The organism is Campylobacter iguaniorum (assembly GCF_000736415.1).
GTDB lineage: Bacteria > Campylobacterota > Campylobacteria > Campylobacterales > Campylobacteraceae > Campylobacter > Campylobacter iguaniorum.
This window is the reverse complement of record NZ_CP009043.1, coordinates 190782-211867: the sequence shown is the minus strand read 5'-3', so window position 1 is coordinate 211867 and position 21086 is coordinate 190782. Positions and strand designations below refer to the sequence as shown.

Here is a 21086-nt window from a genome sequence, read left to right as displayed (position 1 = left end):
TTTGGCTCTATGTTTATTTTAAATTTACTCGATAAATTTATTTATCTCTAGATTTTGGTTGCGTGGGTTTTGGTATTTGATGATAAGTCTGCCTGAGCTTTTTGGGAGTTTGCATTTTAGCTCCCATTTTCGCACTACACCATCAAAACTTTTGCCTATTTTGGTTAAAGTGCAGTTTGGAGTTAAGTTTGAATTATTATAAATGACTAAAAGTGAAGTTGTATCTTTGCCCCAAATTTCGGCTTTTAGAGTTCTATTTTGCGTAGTTATTATCTCTATTTTATTTATCGCGTAAGCCCCAGTGACACAAAAAATCGCTAGAAAAATCAGAGTTTTCATATTTAATTTTATACCACGATATTTAGCCTGTGTCCGCTTAAATCTTCTTCTTCGCTCTCATCTTTTTCTTCTTTTTCGTCATCTTCCATCTCTTTTAGCTCTTCTTTGCTTTTTTGCTTTTCGTGCTCGTTTTGTGGGTCGATTTTGTATGTTTCTTCAGTCGGTCTTATCTCTTCGATTTCTTTTTTCTTCTGCTCTGCAAGAGTGCTTGCGGCTAAAGATTGAAGCTCAAGTTTGGATTGAAAATCGCTCTGCACACTGGCTGCTGCTGGAGTGTTTTGATTGACATATATGTTGCCACTTACTGGAGTTATAGCCATCAGATCTCCTTTGTTTTTTTCATTCTATCTAAAATTTAGACAATATAAAGCAAATTTCACTCCAATTTAATTGTTTAATCAAATTTATTATAATTACCCAAAATTTTTGGAGTTAAATTTGAGTATAAAAGACAAAACAAAATCAGCTATAAACATCACAAAATCCCAAATTTCAAAGACATTTGACTACGCCAAATTAGGCGGCGGAAAGCTAAAGCAAAAGATAGATTTCAAAATCCAAGAAAAGGCGGTTTTAAACCTCAAAGTAAGGCTTGCGATGAACCACCAAAGCTTTGATGATTTTAGCGATGAGGAGATAGAAATCATGCTAAGCGACGCAAGAGCTAGCGTAATTGACTCACTCAAAAACAAAACCCTAATCGCAGCTCTAGCCGTGCTTGGACTGGATTTTTTGGTATAAAATATGTTTAAACTCATTAAATCAACCATTTTTTGGACTTTGCTTTACAAATTTAGAAAAAAAGTTTTGCTTATCTTAGCTTTAGTTTTGGTGATATTTTTCTCAAATTTTATATATTCTGACGTGGTAAATTATCTAAATTTAACCTCACAAACTGAGCTTATCAAATACGCACTTATCACAAAATGGGTGATTGTGCTATCTTCTTTGTTTGTGATTGTTGCTTTGGTTTTTAATATTTTTAATGCAAAAAACTCAAAAAAAGATGAAGCGATAAACGCCAAAATACCAGAGCCAAAACCTAAAAATAAGATAAAAAGTAGTGATCTAAGTGAGCGTGAAAAATCATTCTTAAATAAAAAAATAAGAAGCAAAACTGAAATTTTGATGGATAAAAAATCTAAGGATTAGTGGCTCCGGATGCTGGATTCGAACCAGCGACCAATCGGTTAACAGCCGACTACTCTACCGCTGAGCTAATCCGGAATAAAAAAGAGTTGCAATTATACACAAAAGTTTATTATTTGTCAATAATTTAGGCAAATTTGTTTTAAATTTAGCTCACAGCACCACAACTTCGCTTTTTAGCTCTATTTTAAATTTATCCATTACTCGCTCTTTGGCTAAATTTATTAAGGCAATCGCATCGCTAAAAGTCCCACCGCCATAATTTATCAAAAAATTTGCATGAATTTCGCTAAATCCGCATCTGCCGATGCGAAATCCCTTTAGCCCTACTTCTTCAAGCAGTTTGCCAGCTGGGGCAGCTTTAGGATTTGCAAAGCAGCTTCCAAAACTTGCCCCTTTGGGCTGATTAGCCCTTTTAGCGTTTAAAATCTCACTTAAATCATCGTCAAACTCACGCAAAATCTCAAATCTAGCCTCATAAATCACGCCTTTTATATTTGAGTGACGATAGGCAAAATCACACTCGTTTTTGTCAAATTCGCCATAACTTGTGATTATGCTTTTTAAGCTTTGGCTTATTTCATGCTCTTTTAGCCCTGCATTCATCGTGATTAGCCCACCAATCGTGCCTGGTATTTTTTTGACAAACTCAAATCCGCCAAGATTTTGCTCTTTGGCGAATTTAAACAGCTTTGCCGCACTTGTTTTTGCTCCAACGCTCAAAATCCCATTTTCAAATTTAATATAGTCAAATTTAGGACTCAAAATCCCCATTTTTGGTGGGTTTGGTGAAATCAAAATATTATTTGCTCCACCTATCATCACTCCATCAAATTCACACATTTCATCTATCATCTCGACATCAAAAACGCCACCGATCTTCACAGAGCTAAATTTAGAAAAGTCTATTTTCATTGGATAAATGTCGGTATCATATTTAGGATTCTAGCCGTGAAATCTATCATTTGATTCATCATCCAAGGCATCAAAAATATGATTATCACGACGACTAAGATGATTTTTGGCACAAAGCTTAGGGTCATTTCATTGATCTGAGTTGTAGCTTGAAATATACTGATGATAAGTCCAGCAATAAGTCCAGCTAAAAGCATGGGCAAGCTTATCATCAAAGCGAGCTTAAAGGTCTCCACTCCAAGCCCGATTAAATCGCTTTGCATTAGGCGTTTCTGCTTTCTAAATATTCAGTCGGAATAAGATTTGGCTCAGCTTTTATAAGATTTGGGTAAAATCCTGCTTCAAATCCAAGCTCAAACACTCTATTTACAGCCTTTAGCTGGATTTCACTCATATTTATAGAATTATCGTTCGCATATAAATTTAGATAAACATCAAGTTTTTTGTCATCCACACGGACTAAATTTCGCTCGATTAGCATTTTTGAGAGTAATTTTTTGTTTGAGTTTGCGACTTCAACAGCCTTTGTGAGCACTCTTTCGCACTCTATAGCATCACTTAGTGGCAGGCTTCTACGCACCGCCATTCCACCAAGTGGCAAAGGCAAACTCTCATCTCCTCTAAACTCGCACCAAATATCCCAAAGCTCACGCTCTACGCAAAGCTCACTGCTAAAGCTCAAAATGCTCTCATGTATCAGCACTCCAGCGTCCACTTCGCCGCTCAAAACTGCGCTTTCTATCTCTAAAAAGTTTTTATAAACTATCCTTGCTTTTGGATATGCAAGCCTAAAAAGCATGGCGTTTGTCGTATGCTCTCCACTCAAAGCGACTTTGAAATTTGGCTTTAAAACTGCGCCATTTTTCTTAATAAGTTTTGGTCCATAACCCTCCCCAAAACTCACCGCGGTACGCAAAAGTGCGTAATCTTCATATATGAGCGGATAAAGCCCAAAGCTAATAGCAGTCGCATCATAAGTGCCTTTTAAGGCTTCGTAATTTAGCGTTTGGATATCAGCTGCAGTGTTTGAAAAACTCAGTATTTTGCTACCAATCCAGCCAAATTTGATAGCTTGATACATAAAAATATCATCTGCATCAGGAGAGTGAGCCACGCTTATATTTTTCAAAATTTTACCTTTTTAAACTTTTTCTTTTAGTTTAGTCAAATTTTACTTAATTTTTAATACTTTTAAGATAAAATAAGCCAAATTCTATAAAGGTAAAATATGGATGAAAATAAAAAGAAAAGTCTAGACCTTGCCCTAAAGCAGATTGATAAAGCTTTTGGTAAAGGCACGGTTTTAAGGCTTGGTGATAAAGAAATAGAGCCTATCGATTCGATTAGTTCTGGTTCGATTGGACTAGATATCGCTCTTGGGATTGGTGGTGTACCAAAAGGCAGGATTATAGAAGTTTATGGGCCAGAAAGCTCTGGTAAAACCACTCTCACCTTGCACCTTATAGCAGAATGCCAAAAGGCTGGCGGGGTTTGTGCGTTTGTGGACGCTGAGCATGCTCTTGATGTTAAATACGCTGGAAATTTAGGTGTAGATACAGATAATCTTTATATATCTCAACCAGACTTTGGCGAACAAGCCCTTGATATAGTTGAAACCTTAGCTAGAAGTGGTGCGGTCGATCTAATAGTCATCGATAGCGTAGCAGCCCTAACTCCAAAAAGCGAGATAGAAGGCGATATGGGCGACCAACACGTCGGGCTTCAAGCAAGGCTTATGAGTCAAGCTTTAAGAAAGCTAACTGGCGTCGTACATAAAATGGGTACAACAGTCGTTTTCATCAACCAAATTCGTATGAAAATCGGCGCAATGGGATATGGCACACCTGAGACTACGACTGGCGGAAATGCACTTAAATTTTACGCCTCAGTTCGCCTCGATGTCCGCAAAATCGCCACACTAAAACAAAGCGATGAGCCAATAGGAAACCGCGTAAAAGTCAAAGTCGTAAAAAACAAAGTTGCTCCACCATTTAGACAAGCTGAATTTGACATAATGTTTGGTGAGGGCATAAGCAAAGAAGGCGAGATTATAGATTATGGCGTGAAGCTTGATATAATCGATAAAAGCGGTGCTTGGTTTAGTTATGATAACTCAAAATTAGGTCAAGGAAGAGAGAACTCAAAGGCATTTTTGAAAGAAAATCCAAACATAGCAAATGAAATAACAGACAAAATCCGCCAAAATATGGGCGATGCTGTAATGAGTAGTGATATTGACGATGAAGAAATAGGAGGAGAGGAATAAAATGGTCATTATTAAAAAAGTTAGCGCTATAGAAGTTTTAGATAGCCGTGGAAACCCTACAATCAAAGCCAGCGTTGAGCTTTGCGATGGAAGCATAGGAACTGCAGTAGTTCCAAGTGGTGCAAGCACTGGCAAACGCGAGGCTTTGGAGCTTAGAGATGGAGATAGCAGATTTGGTGGAAAAGGCGTTTTAAAAGCTGTTAGCAACGTAAATACACTAATTGCTGAAGAAATAACTGGAATGGACGCTTATAATCAAAAAGCCCTTGATGATGCAATGCTTAATCTTGATGGCACTGATAACTACTCAAAACTAGGCGCGAACGCAGTTCTTGGCGTATCTATGGCAGTAGCTCGCGCTGCAGCAAATAGTCTAAATATCCCACTTTATCGCTACCTTGGCGGTGCGAACGCTAGCGTGTTGCCGGTGCCGATGTTTAATATCATAAATGGTGGCGCTCACGCAAACAACAGTGTGGATTTTCAAGAATTTATGATTATGCCATTTGGATTTGATAAATTTAGCGACGCTTTACGCGCTGCAGCTGAAATCTACCAAACACTTAAAAAAATACTAAACGACCTTGGTTATAGCACTGCTGTTGGCGATGAGGGTGGATTTGCTCCAAATTTAAAAGACAATGAAGAGCCTTTAAAAATCATCATGGAAGCTATAGTTAAAGCTGGCTACAAACCAGGCGAGCAGATCAAATTAGCCCTTGACGTAGCTAGTAGTGAGCTTTATGAAAATGGCGTTTACAAGCTTGAGGGCAAGAGCTTTACAAGCGAGCAATTAGTCGCACGCTATGAAGAGCTTTGTGCTAAATATCCTATATTTTCTATAGAAGATGGTCTTAGCGAAGATGACTGGGACGGCTGGAAAATCCTAACAGACAAGCTAGGGGATAAAGTCCAACTAGTCGGCGATGACCTATTTGTCACAAATGAAAAAATCCTAAAAGAAGGCATCCAAAAAGGTGTAGGCAATGCGATTTTGATCAAACCAAATCAAATTGGCTCAGTAAGCCAAACCATGCAAACAGTTCGCCTAGCTCAAAGAAACGGCTACCGCTGTATCATGAGTCACAGAAGTGGCGAGAGTGAAGATAGCTTCATAGCTGACTTTGCTGTAGCGCTAAACACTGGCGAAATAAAAACTGGCGCAACAAGTAGAAGCGAAAGAAACGCTAAATACAACCGTCTTTTAGAGATCGAGTGTGAAACTAGCGAGTTTTTAGGAGATAAAATTTGAGTGAAGTTTTAGAAGAGTATGAAAGTCCAAAAAGGCGTTCTAGCTCTTTTAAAGCACTGTTTTTATATCTAGCTATCACGCTTTGTGTCGTGGTGGCTGGAGTTTACGTAGGCAATGCACTTTTTGGCACTAGATCGCTTGATGTAATGCTTGATCTTTACAATCAAAAATCAAGTTTGCAACACGAAGTCAAAAAACTTCAAGAAGCAAACTCAGCCTTGCAAAAAGAGTATTTTGAATTAATCGGCCTTGACCCAGACAGCTATATAACGGATAAAAAATGAGACAAATACTAGCTTTTTTAGCTCTTGCGTGTGTATTAAATGGTAGAGAAAATCCATTTTTACCAAGCGATATAAACAGTACAGATATAATTACCACAAACATCACAAAAATTGCTCCACCACTTGATACTCAAATAGTCAAATTCCCAAGCGATGCCAGAGAAATTTCGCATGTAGTTTTTTATTATAAAAGCATAGATGGAAGTATCAAACAAAAGGTAGTAGATATCAATGCTAGCTTTGACTGGCACGATGAAATACTCATCAAAAACCAAATTTCACCCAACAAAACAGCCACAAAAATACTTGATGTCTCAGTCACAAGCATCAAACCAAACGAAAATCCAAATCAAGCAGTAGTGGCAAAAACAGCAGCCAATCCAACAATAGCACCAAAAATAGAACCGCCACTAAAGACATTTAATTTTATGGATTTAGTTAAATTTGACATTTATAATTCAAAAATTAATATAAATACAAAAGACAAAAAAATACGTGATTTTACGATGGATAAACCAAGCAAAATCATCATAGATTTTCAAAAAACAGGCACAAGCTTCAATACCAAAAGCTTCAAAATTGATAAAGGCTCAGTCAAAAAAGTGGTATTTGGCTCACATGAGGGATACTATAGAGCAGTTATTTGGCTAGATGGTGATTACAACTACGACGTTAGACAAACTGGCAACGGCTATAGCGTAACCATAAAATAAGCTATCTAAATAGCAAAAATCCAACGCCTATTTTGTTTGTATGCTTGTCATACTCGATTAGGCTCTGGGCGTATCCATTAAAATACTGCACGTATCCATAAAGCCCACTAGAAAAAATAGGAAAGACCCAGCCAAGCTCAAGCGAGCCACGGTTTGTCTTATCAAGGTGCAAATTATTTGTAAATTTAGCATTCAAATAGTGCTTGTTTATCTTGTAAACAAAGTTTATATCGCCATTTCCAGCGTAATCTCTAATGTCTGGATTGTCATCATCGCTTTCAGGGATTCGCCACCAAAGTCTTGGATAAATACTTAAATCCCCATAAACAAACTCACCTCTAGCATAAATCCTATTCCACGACCTTGATTTTTCTCCGCCTTGTCCGTTTGAAGTGTGTAAAATACCTATCTGAGCTGATTTAAGACTACCAAAATTTAGTGGAAAATCCACAAAAAACTCAGGCTGATAGTTGCTCTCCCTAAAAGGCGTGGACTCTTCAGTGGTTTGCCACCAAGACGTTTGGGTATACCCAAAATACAAGCTCTCTTTTAAGCCCAAAAAATCTTCTAAAAGTGGCTTTTTAACACTTATTTGAAATTTGGTTTCTTTGTTTTTACTCCCACCATTTGGCACTTTAGAAGCGTAAGTGAACGGCAAAATATAATTGTCATACAAAGGAGAAATATTTAAAAGATTATAAGGCGTATCATCGCTATTTTCGGCTTGTTTTGTGGTGCTATTTTCTATAATTTCTGGCTCATTTAGGGCTATTTTGTTGTCTAAATTTAGTGATTTATTACCATTTTCATCGCTCAAATTTAATGAGTTTGCCGCAGCTTTTTTATAGTATAAAAGTGCGTTTTGCGTGTCGCCAGCTTTTTCAAACTGGACTGCTCTTTGATAAAGCTCCAAAGCTTCATTGGCATATGCTAGGCAAACCCCCAAAGATAAAACGATAAGCTTTTTCATTTTATCAGCTCATAATCGCTTGGCGTATTGATATTTAAAAACTGCTCTTTTTTATCAAATTTAGTGATTTTTGTAGTGCAAATTTGGTTTAAAGAACGCAGGGCAAAATCACCACCAGCTATTAAATTTCTAGCTTTTTGGCTCGCTTTTGGTGAGTAAAATCCACAAAGCCTATGCACAAACTCTCCATCACTTGGCAAAGAAATTTCGCCACCATTAAGATTATCAAAAAGAGTTTTTATCGTCCCAGCTTTCACAAACGGCGTATCTGCTGCGATTATAAAAACTGGCTCATCAAAATGCTTATCCAAATTTGCTATGACTTTTAAGGGCATAAAATCATCAAATTCATCTTTTAAAACTGGCAAATTTGGACTAAATTTATCACTTTTAGCACCGATTTTGACATCTTCAAAAATCAAATTTAACTTATCAAATAAAAAATGCGTCAAGCTCGCATAATTTTTGTACGGCAGCAAAGTCTTATCAACGCCCATTCTTGAGCTTTTGCCACCTGCTAAAATAAGAGCGTATTTCATGGTTTATCTTGATATAGCTAAATTATAATTTTATAGTTCTCTTGGATCTGCGATTTTACCAGCTATTGCAGTAGCTGCGGCGACTGCTGAGTTAGCAAGATAAACTTCACTTGTGCGGTCTCCCATTCTGCCAACGAAGTTGCGGTTTGTGGTGCTCACACATCTCTCGCCAGCTCCCAAAATCCCCATGTATCCGCCAAGACAAGCTCCACATGTTGGGTTAGAAACGACCGCGCCAGCTTCTACAAATATATCCATTAAGCCCTCTTTTTGCGCTGCTAGAGCGATTTTTTGAGTGGCTGGAGTGATGATAAGTCTAGTGTGCTTTGCCACTCTTTTGCCTTTTAGGATATTTGCTGCAATTCTTAAGTCACTTAGACGTCCATTTGTACAGCTTCCGATGAAAACTTGGTCTATTTTTAGATCATCTTTTAGAGCTTCATTTATGCTCCTGCCGTTGCTTGGCAAAAATGGATAAGCGATAACTGGATCAAGCTTGCTTACATCTATACGTAAAATTTGCTCATAGTTCGCGCCCTCATCGCTGTAGTGATATTTTGGCTCTGAGCGTAAATTTTTACTAGCTAAAAACTCTTTTGTGATCTCATCGACTGCGATTATACCGCTTTTGCCACCAGCTTCGATAGCCATATTACAAAGACTAAATCTACTATCCATGTCAAGATATTTCATCGCTTCGCCGCTAAACTCAAGCGCTTTATACAAGGCTCCGTCCACGCCGATTTGGCGGATAACTTCAAGTATCAAATCCTTGCCATATATACAAGCAGCTGGTTTGCCGACGAACTCGACTTTTATGGTTTGTGGGATTTTAAACCAATTTTTGCCAGTTATCATAGCGTACGCTAGGTCAGTTGAGCCCATTCCTGTGCTAAATGCCCCAAGTGCGCCGTGCGTACAGGTGTGAGAGTCGGCTCCGATGATGACATCGCCTGGCACGACAAGACCTTTTTCTGGCATCAAAGCATGCTCGATTCCCATATCTTTTTCATCAAAAAAGTTTTTAAGATCATGCTCGGCAGCAAAATCACGACTAATTTTAGCTTGATTAGCACTTGCAATGTCTTTAGCTGGAATGTAGTGATCCATCACGATAGCAAAGCCGTCAGGATTGGCTAATTTTTTGGCGCCACTTTCTTTAAAAGCTCTGATTGAAATAGGCGTTGTGATGTCGTTTCCTATGACCATATCGATGTTTGTTTCTACGATTTGACCAGCGCTTACTTCTTTGCCTACATGCTCACTAAATATTTTTTCGGTAATGGTTTGTTTCATGGTTTCCCTTGATTTTTAGTCTAAATTTGGGCTATTGTATCAAATTTTTGGTATAATCGTGCTTATGAAGTATAAAATCCTAACCCAAATTTCAGAGTTTTTGTCTAAATTTAAAAAAATTACAAATATAAAAAGAGTTGAAGACTGCGCGCTTTGTATATCTTTTGAGCCAAAATATGAGCTGGTTTTTGACCTAAATAAAACAAACTCAAACATATATAAATCTAGCTCAAATCTCCAAACTAAGGAGTATAAAGCTCCTTTTGACGTGACACTTAAAAAGCGTCTAAACTCAGCTAAAATCGACAAAATAGAAGTCTTGCCAAACAACAGAATTCTTAAAATCCAAACCACGCTTAGTGGCTCATATAAGCTAATCAAATCAATACTTTATCTTGAGTTTACAGGGCGTTTTACAAATATTATTTTGACTGATGAAAACGGCGTTATTTTGGAGGCTTTAAGGCATTTTGAAAACGATTTAAGAGCCATAAAAGTCGGCAAAAAACTCATAGAACTTGAGCCGTTTAATATAAAAGAAAATGAGTCGCCGATAATCACTGATTTTGATAAGTTTTTTGAGGGTGAATTTGACAAGCTAAAAAACAAAAAATTAGAAGAGCTAAGAGCTATAAAAATAGCAAATTTAGACAAAAAAATCGCTCTTTTAAATGAAAACCTAAACTCGCTTGAAAGCAAAGATGAGCTTGAGCTAAAAAGCAAAGATCTAGCTTTAAGGGCAAATTTACTCATTGCAAATTTATACCTTTTAAACGACTATGATAGAGATATCAGTCTAAAGGGCGCGAACGGTGAAATGCTAAATTTAAGCTTGCAAAACTCACCAAAAATCTCAGCAAACGAGATGTTTAAAGAGAGCAAAAAACTAAAGCAAAAAGCAGCTGGCATTGAGCTTCAAAGGCAAAATTTAACCCAGAAAATAGAGTTTCTCTCAAAGCTTAAAAACGCCATTTTGCTAAGCCGTGACACAAACGAAATAAACACTTTACTCCCTAAAAAAAGCAAAAGCAAAGCCAATGTCAAAAACATAGATCTGATCGAAAACTTCTACATAGGCGAGTTCAAAATCAGCGTCGGCAAAAACGAAAAAGGCAACGCCTTGCTCCTAAAAGAGGCCAAAAAAGATGATTTTTGGTTTCATTTAAAAGACATCCCAAGCTCACACGTCTTGCTAAAGACAAATAAGCAAAATTTGAGTGAAGATTTGATAAACTTTGCAGCAAAACTTTGTGTGACATTTAGCACCAGCGAGCGTGGAAGTTACGTCGTGGATTACACGAAAAAGCAAAACGTAAAGGTCGTAAATGGCGCCTTTGTGAATTACGTAAATTACAAAAGCGTTGGAATAAAAATTTAATAAGGATAAAGCATGGTTAGAGTCGAGTTTTTGGGTCCGATAAAAAGAGATATTTTAGAGCTTGACGCTCGTAATTTAGGTCAGCTAAAAGAGATTTTAGCTCAAGATGAGAGCCTAAAAGAGTGGCTTAGCCTAAGTGCAGTTGCCTTAAATGACGAAATAGTCACTAACCTTGAAACTACGCTAAAAGACGGTGATAAAATTTGCATTTTGCCGCCAGTTTGCGGAGGCTAAAATGGAGCTACACCATGGAAGCCTAAAAGCAAACGAAATCACAAACCGCTGGTATGATGAGAATAAAACCAAAAATTATGGCGCAATCATGAGCTTTGTGGGCGTCGTGCGTGATGAGCATGGCATTGACGGGCTTAGCTTTGATGTGTATGAGCCGCTTTTACGCAAGTGGTTTGATACGTGGCAGCAAAAGGCTCTAAGCCAAAACGCCAAAATCCTTATGGCTCACTCCATCGGCGACGTCCCAAACCACGAAACTAGCTTCATCGCTGGAGTCCTTAGCCCGCAAAGAAAAGTAGCTCTCAAGCTCATAAATGACTTTGTAGAGGACTTCAAAGCAAACGCTCCGATATGGAAATATGATCTGAAAAACGGTGAGAGAATTTACGCAAAAGATAGAAGCCAAAAGATAGCTGGAGCTGGAATTTTAGGCTAAATTTAGCCAAATTCCAGTCCAAATTTAACACTCACAGCAAATTTACTGCAAGTCTATAAATCAAGCTTTCTTTAAATTTGAAATACCTATATAAAAAGCTGCCAAAAATCCAAAGCCAACAGCATAAGGCGCGTAAGCAGTGATTCCAGCTGCTGAGCTAGCTAACAAGAAGTTGTGAGCTATAGCGCCACCAGCCATCATTCCGATGACGAAAATTACTGAGCCAAGATTGCCTGTACCTATCTGAACTAAGTGTTTGCCAGGACATCCCTCACTAAGGCTAAAGCAAAGACCAGCCAAAACCATACCCAAAAAGTTCCATACAAAATCATTGTGGGCGATAGGCTGACCTTCAAATCCAAGCTTGAATTGACCAAGAGCCAAGTTCACAACGCCAGCAAAAACAACAACACTAACCACGCCCATAAACATAGAAAAATCGCCCCTAAACGCTCTTGCAAAAGCCCCTACTGAGCAAAATTTGCTTTTATGCATAACAACGCCGATCAAAGCACCGCCAAGAAGCGATAAAATAATGGCTGCGTGTTGGCTGCCAGGGCCTTTGACAGAGCTAAATATTGGGCCATTTTCGCCAAGTTTTAGTCCAAAAACTAAAGCCAAAAGCAAAACAACGCTAAAAATAATAGGCAAAGCTCCAGCCATCTTTGATACGCTCACGCTCTCAGAAACCGCGTAACCTCTTTTTTTGAAAATTGTGCCGATAAAAACTCCAGCTCCAAGCCCCAAAACTCCAGCGATCGCAGTCATATCTCCACCGCCAAGACGCAAAAATGCACGCCACGGGCAACCTAAGAAAACCAAAGTTCCAATCATCGCAAACATACCCAAAAACAGGCTAGAAAACGCTGATGAGTTTGATTTTGGTGCAAATTCTTTAGTCCAAAAAACGCTAGCGATAAATCCGCCAAGCACAAGCCCGACGATCTCTGGTCTGATGTATTGAACCACAGCTGCTTTATGAAAGCCCAAAGCTCCTGTTGTATCACGCAAAAAGCAAGCCGCGCAAACGCCCATATTTCCTGGATTTCCAGCATATACCAGCAACGCTGCGACTATACCCAAAACCGCACCTGAAATGATAAACCATTTTGTATTCATAAGAATTCCTTGCATTTGTATAAGTCAAACTGACTTTGCGTGCATTTTAACAGATTTTAAATAAAAAATATATAAAAATTATAGATTTTGCAAAGTTCATTATTTAAATTTGATTTTAAAACAAAACAAGCTAAAATACAAGAAAATTTAAGGCAAACAATGGATTTTAAAACTTATAATGAAGCACTTGATAATCTTTTAAAATCGGCTCAAATTTGGGATAGAGTCGAAAGAATAGCCCTAAGCTCAGCGCTTGGCAGAATCGTAAGCAGCGACGTGATAGCTAGCAAAAACTACCCAGAGTTCGCAACTGCTGCGATGGACGGATACGCTTGCAGATTTGCGGATTTAAGCTCTGGCAAACTACGCGTAGTAGGCGCCATTCCAGCTGGAAGCGACGATAAAACGTCTCTTAAAGACAAAGAATGTGTTAAAACATTTACTGGCTCACTTCTTTGCGAAGATGCCGACACGCTAATCCCAATAGAAAATGTCACGGTAGAAAACGATCTTATCACCATAAACAAGCCAGTAAATTTGGGCTTTGCGCTCAGACAAATCGGCGAAAGCTACAAAAAAGGCGACGTTCTACTTAAAAAAGGCACCAAACTTGGCTACTCTGAGCTAGCACTCTTAGCCGAGCTTGGACAAAGCTATGTAAATGTCTATATCAGGCCAAAAGTCGCAGTCCTTAGCACAGGCAGCGAGATAGTAGATATCGGAGAAGCCCCAACCCACAAAGCCCAAATCCACAGCTCAAATCACATCGCAATAGCAAATATGGTATCACTTCTAAACTGTGAAGCCGTCATACTTCCAGTTATCAAAGATGATTTAGAACTCATCAAAAACACTATCTTAAACACGCTTAAAAGCTGCGATTTTCTCATCACGACTGGCGGAGTGAGCGTCGGGGATTTTGATTTTATCAGAGATATTTTAAAAAGCGAGTTTGAACTAGTCGTAAATGGAGCAGCCATCAAGCCAGGTCGCCACATCAAAATAGCAAAAATAGGTGACAAATTTATCTTTGCGCTTCCTGGATTTCCGTATTCTGCGATGGTGACTTGCGCTCTGTTTTTTAGAGAGTTTATAAACAAAATTTTAAACACAAACGAAAACTATAGATTTAAAGCAATTCTCGATGAGGATTTTACCAAAAAATCAAATTTTGAAGAGTTTGGAGCAGCTAGCGTGAGAAACGATAATGGAGTTATGAAAATTTCAACTTCTACTAAAAAATCAGGCTCATCTGCAATAGTCTCAAACCTCAATAATAACGCTGTTTTGCTAAACTGCAAAATGGATCAAACCATGCTAAAAAAAGGTCAAGTAGTAGAATATTTAGTAATGATGTAAATTTATGATACAAAAGCAAATTTTAGTAGTATAATTCCAGCCAAATTTAAAGGTTGAGGCTAAAATGCAATTTATCATAAATGGAGTTGAGTTTCATAAATTTGATATAAAATCCAAAGAAATCATGGAAAAATATCTATGCGAGCTTGGCAAAGAAGTCGAAGTAGACATCAGCGATTACACATTTGGAGCAAACTACATCTGGCTTGAAAACGCCAGTGGATTTTACGCTATTATAGAAGATAGCTTTTGCCTTTTTGCCATGGCTGGAAGTGAACTAAGTATGCTCTTGCCGCCACTTGGTAAGATAGAAAATCTCAAAAGAGCTATAGAAAAATGCTTTGCCATAATGAACGAAAACAACGCAAAAACGCATTACGCAAGGATCGATTACGTAGCTGGAGTGATGCTTGAGAAGTTCGCAAACGAGCTTGAGAGTGGAGCTGATATCTTTGATGCATTTGAGGAGTATATTTTTGAGAAGCAGCTTGTGGATTACATCTACAAAACAGATGATTTGATTGAATTAAAAGGCAACTCATACCACACCAAACGCACAGAAATAAATAAATTTAAAAACACATATCCAAACTTCCAAATCCAAACCCTAGATCCACAAATCCACAGACAAAGCATAATAAATTTAGCCAACGAATGGGCTACTGAACGCATAAAATATATGCCACAACAAAACGTAGATGAGTTTTTAGAAGGAATGTATCAAGAAAAAGCAGCCATAAAAAGAATGCTAGACCACTATGAAAAGCTAAATTTGATAGGTATAGTTTTGTTTATAGATGATGAATTAAAGGGCTTTAGCGTCGGAGAAAAGATAAATGACGGCGTGGCAAGCGTCATCATCGAAAAAACTGATTTTAAGGTGCTTGGATCGGCTCAGTTTATATTTAGAGAGTTTTCAAAGGTTCTTAAAAACGAATATAATTGCGATTTTATCAATGTCGGCGATGATATGGGATTTGAAAATCTCAAAAAAGTCAAGATGAGCTACCGCCCAAATCACTTAGAGATAAAATACTCAATCTACCAAAAATGTTAAATTTACAACAAGCAAATTTGAGCGATATAAGTGAGCTTTGCGAGCTTGAAAATAGCGTTTTTGATGAGTTTAATTTCCCACTTTCAAAGGCAAATTTTAGGTATCATATCCAAAAAAACTATCTCATAAAAGCAGTTTACGATGAGCAAATTTGGGGTTATATTTTGGTTTTGATTAAATTTAAAGTGCCTAGAATTTACTCTTTAGCAGTATCAAACAAAGCAAGAGGCAAAGGCGTAGGAAAAGCCCTTATACAAAAGGTTTGCGATGATTTTGTAAGGCTTAGACTAGAAGTTAGAGCGGATAATCAAAACGCCATAAGCTTGTATGAAAAATTTGGCTTCAAAACCCAAAAAATCATCAAAAACTACTACCCAGACTCATGCGACGCACTAGAAATGACTAAAGCCCAAGACGCCTTTTGATCTCATTTTCATCTATCAAAGTTGAGTTATATTTGACTACAAATCCGCTTTGATTTTTGTATCTCTCGACTATGCCACAAACACCGTCCAAAGCGTCTAAATTTGCAGTTTTTAGATATAGATTTTTAAATATTTTTGGGTCTGTCAAAAACCACAAAAGCACAAACCACAAAACAGATAAAATCCCAAAAGCAAGAGCCAAAATACCTATATCAAATTTATGCAAAAAGTATCCGCCAAGCACGCCGCCAAGAAAGCTTCCCCCGTATCCAAAAGCATTAAACACGCCAAGTGCGGCACCCTTTTGGCTGCTTAGAGCAAATTTAGACGCGCAGCTTTGCATGATAGGCTCATGAAGATTAAATCCCACAAAAAACACAACCACAAAAACAATAAACCAAACCACCGAACCACTAAAAGCAAACCCCATGTAAGCAATGATAAAAAGCACAACTCCAACCAAAAGTAGATTTTTGCTCTGTCCCTTGCCATCACCCAAAAATCCAGCCAAGCCCATCGCCACAAATCCAAAAACCATAGACGCAGCGTAAACTATCCACAGCTTATCGCTTGCGTATCCAAGCGTTTTGACTAAAGTCAAAGGAATCGCCACAAATGCCGCACTCATCAGCATTTTTTGCATTAAATTTGTTATATTCATGATTAGAAGATTTTTTTGGATTATTAGAGTTTTGAACGCTACTTTTGCATCGTGATGATGAAATTTTGGCTCTTTTGGCACTACAGTATAGAGCAAGATTATACAAAAAACAGAAAGCAAAGCTGAGAGATAAAAAAGGCTAGCTAGACCAAATTTGGAGCTTAAAATAGGACTTAAAACCATAGAAATGCTAAACGCAATTCCTATCATTCCTCCCATTATCGCCATTGCGTGGCCTCTTTTTTCTTCAGGAGTGAAGTCACTTATCATCGCAGTCGCCACCGCTCCCACAGCGCCACTTCCTTGTATCAAGCGTCCGATTATCATCGTATAAATATCGCTCGCTTCGGCACAAACCAGTGAGCCAATGATGAAAATCACAAGCCCAAAAGTCATTGTGTTTTTTCTACCAAATTTATCGCTCAAAGCCCCAAAAGGCACTTGCAAAATCATCTGCGTAATAGCGTATCCACCGACCAAAAACCCGACTAAAAGCTCGTTTGCGCCTTTTAAATTTAGAGCGTACAAACTAAGAACAGGCAAAACTATAAAAAGCCCAAAAAATCTTGAAGCAGTTATAAAACTAAGTGGCAATACTGTTTTTATCATATTTTTCCTCGTAAAAACGGGAATTTTATCATAAATTTGTTTTTTTCTAGGTTAAATCGGATAATTTTTCTCTACTAAAACAAGCCACCTTGCGACTTTTGATATTAGATTATCAAATTTACCCATTTTATTTAGCCAAATGTATTGCTTGCCCTTTTTAGTGTAAATTTTTTGAGCTGTTTTGAAAACTGAGCTATAAAACTCATCGCCCAAAGCTATTTTTTGCCTTATGTTTGATTTGGTATCGACAAAAAGATCTATTTCGATTCCATATTTGTTTTGAAACTCATTAAGCTCATGCCTCAGCCTTATAAGCTCATCGCTGAAGCCATCTTTTATCTTTTTTTTGACCAAAAACAGATCCATATCGCTAGAACTTGTTGGCACGCCTTTAGCGTAGCTACCAAATAGCCAAATCTCTAAAGGCTTCAACTCTTTTAGCTTGCTTACTAGCTCATCTTTTGTTTTTGGCGGTAAATTAACCAAATTTTCCACCTACATACTCTTTTAAAAGCTTGGTTTTTGGGGCTTCAAATATCTGTTTGGTTTCACCATATTCTATCAAATCCCCAAGATACATAAACGCTGTATAGTCGCTAACTCTTGTGGCTTGAGCCATATTATGAGTGACTATCACGACTGTGTAATGATCTTTTAAGCTGTGTATTAGCTCTTCGATTGCGATCGTTGAAATCGGATCAAGCGCGCTTGTTGGCTCATCAAAAAGCAAGATTTCAGGATTTACCGCGATAGCTCTAGCGATACAAAGCCTTTGTCTTTGACCGCCACTTAGACCATTTGCGTCGTCATCTAGCCTATCTTTGACCTCATCCCATATATTTGCTCCTTTTAATGAGCGTTCGACTATTTGAGATAATTTTTTCTTATCTTTTAGCCCTGCAAGTTTGAGCCCATACTCGACATTGTCTTTTATGCTCATCGGGAATGCTGTTGGCTGCTGAAATATCATACCGATTTTTATCCTTAGATCTATTAGATCGGTCTTTTGGCTTAAAATATTTTTGCCATCAAATTTAATCTCGCCTTCATATTTGTTGCCAGGATAGAGATCGTGAATGCGGTTTATAGAGCGTAAAAGCGTGGATTTGCCACAACCGCTTGGGCCAATGAGAGCTGTTACTTTGCCTTTTTGGATTGGTAAATTTATATTTTTTAGACTTGGACTTTGTGATTTTGCATACCAAAATGAAAAATCTTTTATATCTAATGCTAAATTTGACATATTTTTCCTTTATTTTCTTATCAAAAATCTTCCTAGGATATTTACACCTAGAACAAACACTGCTAAAACAAGCGCTCCAGCCCATGCTACTGCGTTTAAACTCTCATCAGGAAGCTGAGAAAAATCATAAATACTAACAGTCAAAGACGGCACAGCTGAGCTCATATCAAATGAGAAAAAGTTTGAGTTTGAGCTTGTAAAAAGCAAAGGCGCAGTCTCGCCCGCCACTCTTGCTATGGAGAGTATAACCCCAGTTAGAAGTCCATTTTTAGCAGCTCTAAAAACCACACTTGTGATACATTTAAATTTAGTCGCACCAAGAGCGAAGCTAGCTTCTCTTAGGGTTTTTGGTACGAGGGCTAGCATATCATCAGTTGTTTTTAAAATCACAGGTATCATCATGATAGCCAGCGCAAAGCTTCCAGCCCAGCCACTATATGAGTTAAATGGACGCACCAAAAGTGCATAAGCAAAAGCACCTATTACGATACTTGGAGTACTCATCATAATATCACTGATATTTCTGATAAAATTTAGAGTTTTTTGGTTTGTTCCATATTCGCTTATATAAGTTCCTGCTAAGAGCCCAACTGGAATACCGACAATGCACGCCACGCCAACTAATTGCAGTTGCCCCAAAAAGGCGTTGCCAAGCCCACCAAACGCACTCACATCAGTAAATAAGCTAAGGCTAAATCCAGCCATTCCTTTTACGATAACAGTCGCAATAATCCAAAACAAAAAGCATAGTCCAAATACAGTAAAAGTTATGCTTACAAATTTGACAAGATTATCTATCATTACTCTTTTTCTTGCCATTTTTTGGAGGGTTTGCTTATTCATTTTGTATCCCTTCTTCGTAAAAAGACGAATTTAGCCACAGCAATACTAGCAAAGCTAATCACAAATAAAATAAGCGCTAGATAAAACAAGCTACTTTCGTAAATTTCATTTCCCATAGCCTCACCAAACTGGGTTGCCAAAGCCACCGGTATCGACGTGGCTGGGTCTGTTATAGACTCTGGCAGCTTTGAAATCCCACCTATCAAAAACGCAACAGCCATAGTCTCACCAAAAGCCCTACCAAGAGCTAAAATAACTGAACCTATGATGCCAGATTTAGCGTATGGAAAAACAACGTCTTTTATGGTGTCAAATCTAGTAGCACCAAGAGCGTAGGCTGATTCTTTTAGGATTTCAGGAGTTGTCGCCATAGCATCTCTTGAAACTGAAGCGATAAATGGAAGTATCATAACAGCTAGCACCATACCGCCAGTGAGCAAGCCAAATCCAGTCCCGCCAAAAACATCTCTGACTAACGGAACAAAATATATAAAACCCCACATTCCATAAACTATGCTAGGAATCGCAGCAAGTAGTTCAATATTTATGCTAAAAAAGTTTCTTATTTTGTGTGGTGCGATTTGTGTTAAAAATATTGCTATGCCTATGGCAACTGGAGTTGCAAGAAGCATAGCAATAAAGGTCGAAACGACAGTTCCATAAATGCTAGAAAGTGCGCCAAATTCACCTTTATTTGTATCCCAAGCTGAGCTTGTAATAAAGCCAAATCCAAACTCACTAAAAGCTGGATAGGCCTTATAAAGCAAAGATACAAAAATAGCTAGAAGCGCCACTAAAACCAGCGTTACTGATACTCTAGTGGCGTTAAAAAATATAATCTCGGCAACCTTGTTTTTTGCTCTATTCATATTGTTTTCTTTGGATTAGTTTTTTGGGTTAATACCGTTTTTGTTCCAATACTCTTCAATCATATCAGTTGTGACTTTTGGAAGCGGTTCATAACCAAGTTTTTTAGCTGCGTCTAAAGCTTTTGCATCACTAAATGCCCATTTGAAAAACTTAGTAACTTTTTTTGTATTTTCAGCTTTGTCGCTTGGTACTAAGATAAATGTAGCTGCGACGATAGGATAGCTTTTTGCTCCATTTGCGTAAGCTAAGACATCGTAAAAGTTCTCAGAGATTTTGAAATTTGAGTTTGCGGCAGCTCTTGCAAAGTTCTCAGGAGTTGGCTCTGCCCAGTCACCACTTTTAGTTTGCAAGGTTGCAGCGTTTAATCTTGTTGAAAGCTTATAAGCATATTCTATGTAGCCGATTGAATTTGGGATTTGTTTTATTGTGCTAGCTACTAGTGGATTTCCTGCTGCTGGAGTGACTTTTGCTCCCCAGTTTATGCTTTTGTTTGCGCCGTATTTTGTAGCCCATTCCTCATTTGCTTTTGATAGGTAGCTTGTGAAGTTAAATGTAGTTCCGCTTGAATCACTTCTGACTACTGGGACAATATCTGCATCTGGTAAGCTTAAATTTGGATTGTCTTTTTTGATAAGCGCGTCGCTCCATTTTGTGATTTTACCTGAAAATATCCCAGCAACCACGTCTGAGCTTAATTTTAGCTCACCATCTTTTACGCCATCTAGATTATAAGCAAGTACCACGCTACCGATGATGGCTGGGAATTGAAGAAGTTTTTTCTCTTGCAACTCAGCATTTTTAAGCGGTGAATCGCTTCCGCCAAACTCGCCGTTTCTATCTGTGATAGCTGAGATGCCCTTGCCGCTGCCACCGCCATTGTAAGTAACTTGATTTTTTGTTGCTTGGTAGTAAAGTTTGCTCCACTCTTTATATACTGGAAGTGGGAATGTAGCGCCTTGACCTATGATTTTGTCACTTGCACTTAAATTTAGTGCCAATATGCTTGTAGCTGTAAACAGTGCGATTTTTTTTAACATTTTGTCTCCTTTTGAATGTTTTGTGGCATTTTAACCACACTTGGAAACAAGATGGAAACAAAATTTCTGCTACAAAAAATCCGAATGGATTT

27 protein-coding genes and 1 tRNA gene are annotated in these 21086 nt (G+C 38.0%); 12 read left to right on the top strand and 16 right to left on the bottom strand.

Annotation, left to right across the window (positions count from 1 at the left end; translation table 11 throughout):
• Positions 1 to 24: 24 nt before the first annotated feature.
• Positions 25 to 339: a hypothetical protein gene (locus tag CIG1485E_RS01105; protein ID WP_038452772.1), complete on the bottom strand. Its 315-nt coding sequence runs from the start codon at positions 337 to 339 to the stop codon at positions 25 to 27.
• Positions 340 to 347: 8 nt separating this feature from the next.
• Positions 348 to 659 (bottom strand): hypothetical protein, encoded by a 312-nt coding sequence (locus CIG1485E_RS01100; RefSeq protein ID WP_038452770.1) that lies wholly within the window; start codon positions 657 to 659, stop codon positions 348 to 350.
• A gap of 118 nt (positions 660 to 777) precedes the next feature.
• Between CIG1485E_RS01100 and CIG1485E_RS01095 the strand changes: the two genes are divergently transcribed.
• Together CIG1485E_RS01095 and CIG1485E_RS01090 are read left to right on the top strand one after the other, a co-directional pair.
• Positions 778 to 1080, top strand: coding sequence for a hypothetical protein (locus CIG1485E_RS01095; protein WP_038452766.1), 303 nt, complete (start codon positions 778 to 780; stop codon positions 1078 to 1080).
• 3 nt (positions 1081 to 1083) lie between these two features.
• Positions 1084 to 1491, top strand: coding sequence for a hypothetical protein (locus CIG1485E_RS01090; RefSeq protein ID WP_038452764.1), 408 nt, complete (start codon positions 1084 to 1086; stop codon positions 1489 to 1491).
• On the opposite strand, the gene CIG1485E_RS01085 is transcribed toward CIG1485E_RS01090, so the two are convergent.
• The 4 genes from CIG1485E_RS01085 to CIG1485E_RS01070 all read right to left on the bottom strand — a co-directional run bounded on the left by CIG1485E_RS01085 (position 1492) and on the right by CIG1485E_RS01070 (position 3535).
• A tRNA-Asn gene (locus CIG1485E_RS01085) sits at positions 1492 to 1566 on the bottom strand.
• Between the two features lie 75 nt (positions 1567 to 1641).
• Complete coding sequence (locus CIG1485E_RS01080; protein WP_038452762.1) at positions 1642 to 2403, bottom strand: UDP-N-acetylmuramate dehydrogenase; 762 nt, start codon at positions 2401 to 2403, stop codon at positions 1642 to 1644.
• Positions 2400 to 2666, bottom strand: coding sequence for a flagellar biosynthesis protein FliQ (gene fliQ, locus CIG1485E_RS01075; RefSeq protein ID WP_038452760.1), 267 nt, complete (start codon positions 2664 to 2666; stop codon positions 2400 to 2402). The genes CIG1485E_RS01080 and fliQ overlap by 4 nt, the downstream gene beginning before the upstream one ends.
• Positions 2666 to 3535 carry a menaquinone biosynthesis family protein gene (locus tag CIG1485E_RS01070; RefSeq protein WP_038452758.1) on the bottom strand — a complete coding sequence of 290 codons (870 nt, stop codon included), beginning with the start codon at positions 3533 to 3535 and terminating at the stop codon, positions 2666 to 2668. Before CIG1485E_RS01070 ends, fliQ begins: the two co-directional genes overlap by 1 nt.
• 96 nt (positions 3536 to 3631) lie before the next feature.
• On the opposite strand from CIG1485E_RS01070, the gene recA reads away from it, so the two are divergent.
• From recA to CIG1485E_RS01050, 4 genes are read left to right on the top strand one after another with little or no spacing between them, the layout of a single operon-like run.
• Positions 3632 to 4669 (top strand): recombinase RecA, encoded by a 1038-nt coding sequence (recA, locus tag CIG1485E_RS01065; protein WP_038452756.1) that lies wholly within the window; start codon positions 3632 to 3634, stop codon positions 4667 to 4669.
• A 1-nt stretch (position 4670) separates the two neighbouring features.
• Positions 4671 to 5921, top strand: a complete 1251-nt coding sequence (eno, locus tag CIG1485E_RS01060) for a phosphopyruvate hydratase (protein ID WP_038452753.1) — start codon at positions 4671 to 4673, stop codon at positions 5919 to 5921.
• On the top strand, positions 5918 to 6205 hold the full coding sequence (locus CIG1485E_RS01055) for a hypothetical protein (protein ID WP_038452751.1): 288 nt from the start codon (positions 5918 to 5920) through the stop codon (positions 6203 to 6205). The genes eno and CIG1485E_RS01055 overlap by 4 nt, the downstream gene beginning before the upstream one ends.
• Positions 6202 to 6918 (top strand): AMIN domain-containing protein, encoded by a 717-nt coding sequence (locus CIG1485E_RS01050; protein ID WP_038452748.1) that lies wholly within the window; start codon positions 6202 to 6204, stop codon positions 6916 to 6918. Before CIG1485E_RS01055 ends, CIG1485E_RS01050 begins: the two co-directional genes overlap by 4 nt.
• Before the next feature lies 1 nt (position 6919).
• Here the strand turns inward: CIG1485E_RS01050 and CIG1485E_RS01045 are convergent, their stop codons facing one another.
• From CIG1485E_RS01045 to leuC, 3 genes are read right to left on the bottom strand one after another with little or no spacing between them, the layout of a single operon-like run.
• A complete protein-coding gene (locus tag CIG1485E_RS01045) occupies positions 6920 to 7888 on the bottom strand; it encodes a phospholipase A (RefSeq protein ID WP_038452745.1) in 969 nt (322 codons plus the stop codon).
• Positions 7885 to 8427, bottom strand: a complete 543-nt coding sequence (mobA, locus tag CIG1485E_RS01040) for a molybdenum cofactor guanylyltransferase (protein ID WP_038452743.1) — start codon at positions 8425 to 8427, stop codon at positions 7885 to 7887. The genes CIG1485E_RS01045 and mobA overlap by 4 nt, the downstream gene beginning before the upstream one ends.
• Before the next feature lie 30 nt (positions 8428 to 8457).
• Positions 8458 to 9723, bottom strand: coding sequence for a 3-isopropylmalate dehydratase large subunit (gene leuC / locus CIG1485E_RS01035; protein ID WP_038452741.1), 1266 nt, complete (start codon positions 9721 to 9723; stop codon positions 8458 to 8460).
• Between the two features lie 64 nt (positions 9724 to 9787).
• On the opposite strand from leuC, the gene CIG1485E_RS01030 reads away from it, so the two are divergent.
• The 3 genes from CIG1485E_RS01030 to CIG1485E_RS01020 are packed head-to-tail and all read left to right on the top strand — an operon-like array spanning position 9788 to position 11771.
• Positions 9788 to 11101 carry an NFACT RNA binding domain-containing protein gene (locus CIG1485E_RS01030; RefSeq protein WP_038455481.1) on the top strand — a complete coding sequence of 438 codons (1314 nt, stop codon included), beginning with the start codon at positions 9788 to 9790 and terminating at the stop codon, positions 11099 to 11101.
• Positions 11102 to 11113: 12 nt separating this feature from the next.
• The gene (locus tag CIG1485E_RS01025) at positions 11114 to 11335 is read left to right on the top strand and encodes a MoaD/ThiS family protein (protein WP_038452739.1); all 222 of its coding nucleotides are present in this window, start codon (positions 11114 to 11116) and stop codon (positions 11333 to 11335) included.
• A 1-nt stretch (position 11336) separates the two neighbouring features.
• Positions 11337 to 11771, top strand: a complete 435-nt coding sequence (locus CIG1485E_RS01020; protein WP_038452736.1) for a molybdopterin synthase catalytic subunit — start codon at positions 11337 to 11339, stop codon at positions 11769 to 11771.
• A 60-nt stretch (positions 11772 to 11831) separates the two neighbouring features.
• On the opposite strand, the gene yedE is transcribed toward CIG1485E_RS01020, so the two are convergent.
• On the bottom strand, positions 11832 to 12890 hold the full coding sequence (gene yedE, locus CIG1485E_RS01015) for a YedE family putative selenium transporter (RefSeq protein WP_038452734.1): 1059 nt from the start codon (positions 12888 to 12890) through the stop codon (positions 11832 to 11834).
• Between the two features lie 159 nt (positions 12891 to 13049).
• On the opposite strand from yedE, the gene CIG1485E_RS01010 reads away from it, so the two are divergent.
• The 3 genes from CIG1485E_RS01010 (at position 13050) to rimI (ending at position 15731) form a co-directional block, all read left to right on the top strand.
• Positions 13050 to 14249 (top strand): molybdopterin molybdotransferase MoeA, encoded by a 1200-nt coding sequence (locus CIG1485E_RS01010; RefSeq protein ID WP_038452732.1) that lies wholly within the window; start codon positions 13050 to 13052, stop codon positions 14247 to 14249.
• Between the two features lie 64 nt (positions 14250 to 14313).
• Positions 14314 to 15306: a DUF2156 domain-containing protein gene (locus CIG1485E_RS01005; RefSeq protein WP_038452730.1), complete on the top strand. Its 993-nt coding sequence runs from the start codon at positions 14314 to 14316 to the stop codon at positions 15304 to 15306.
• Entirely contained in the window at positions 15300 to 15731 is a 432-nt protein-coding gene (gene rimI / locus CIG1485E_RS01000; protein ID WP_038452727.1) for a ribosomal protein S18-alanine N-acetyltransferase, read from the top strand. The genes CIG1485E_RS01005 and rimI overlap by 7 nt, the downstream gene beginning before the upstream one ends.
• Here rimI and CIG1485E_RS00995 read toward each other — a convergent pair.
• The 6 genes from CIG1485E_RS00995 to pstS are packed head-to-tail and all read right to left on the bottom strand — an operon-like array spanning position 15709 to position 20994.
• The gene (locus CIG1485E_RS00995; RefSeq protein ID WP_038452725.1) at positions 15709 to 17001 is read right to left on the bottom strand and encodes an MFS transporter; all 1293 of its coding nucleotides are present in this window, start codon (positions 16999 to 17001) and stop codon (positions 15709 to 15711) included. The two genes, rimI and CIG1485E_RS00995, sit on opposite strands and share 23 nt — an antisense overlap.
• A 51-nt stretch (positions 17002 to 17052) precedes the next feature.
• Positions 17053 to 17496 (bottom strand): nucleotidyltransferase family protein, encoded by a 444-nt coding sequence (locus tag CIG1485E_RS00990; RefSeq protein WP_038452723.1) that lies wholly within the window; start codon positions 17494 to 17496, stop codon positions 17053 to 17055.
• A complete protein-coding gene (gene pstB, locus CIG1485E_RS00985) occupies positions 17480 to 18244 on the bottom strand; it encodes a phosphate ABC transporter ATP-binding protein PstB (protein WP_038452720.1) in 765 nt (254 codons plus the stop codon). Before pstB ends, CIG1485E_RS00990 begins: the two co-directional genes overlap by 17 nt.
• A gap of 9 nt (positions 18245 to 18253) precedes the next feature.
• Positions 18254 to 19087, bottom strand: coding sequence for a phosphate ABC transporter permease PstA (pstA, locus tag CIG1485E_RS00980; protein ID WP_038452718.1), 834 nt, complete (start codon positions 19085 to 19087; stop codon positions 18254 to 18256).
• A complete protein-coding gene (gene pstC, locus CIG1485E_RS00975; protein ID WP_038452716.1) occupies positions 19084 to 19956 on the bottom strand; it encodes a phosphate ABC transporter permease subunit PstC in 873 nt (290 codons plus the stop codon). Before pstC ends, pstA begins: the two co-directional genes overlap by 4 nt.
• A 15-nt stretch (positions 19957 to 19971) precedes the next feature.
• The gene (pstS, locus tag CIG1485E_RS00970) at positions 19972 to 20994 is read right to left on the bottom strand and encodes a phosphate ABC transporter substrate-binding protein PstS (protein ID WP_038452714.1); all 1023 of its coding nucleotides are present in this window, start codon (positions 20992 to 20994) and stop codon (positions 19972 to 19974) included.
• Between the last annotated feature and the right edge of the window lie 92 nt (positions 20995 to 21086).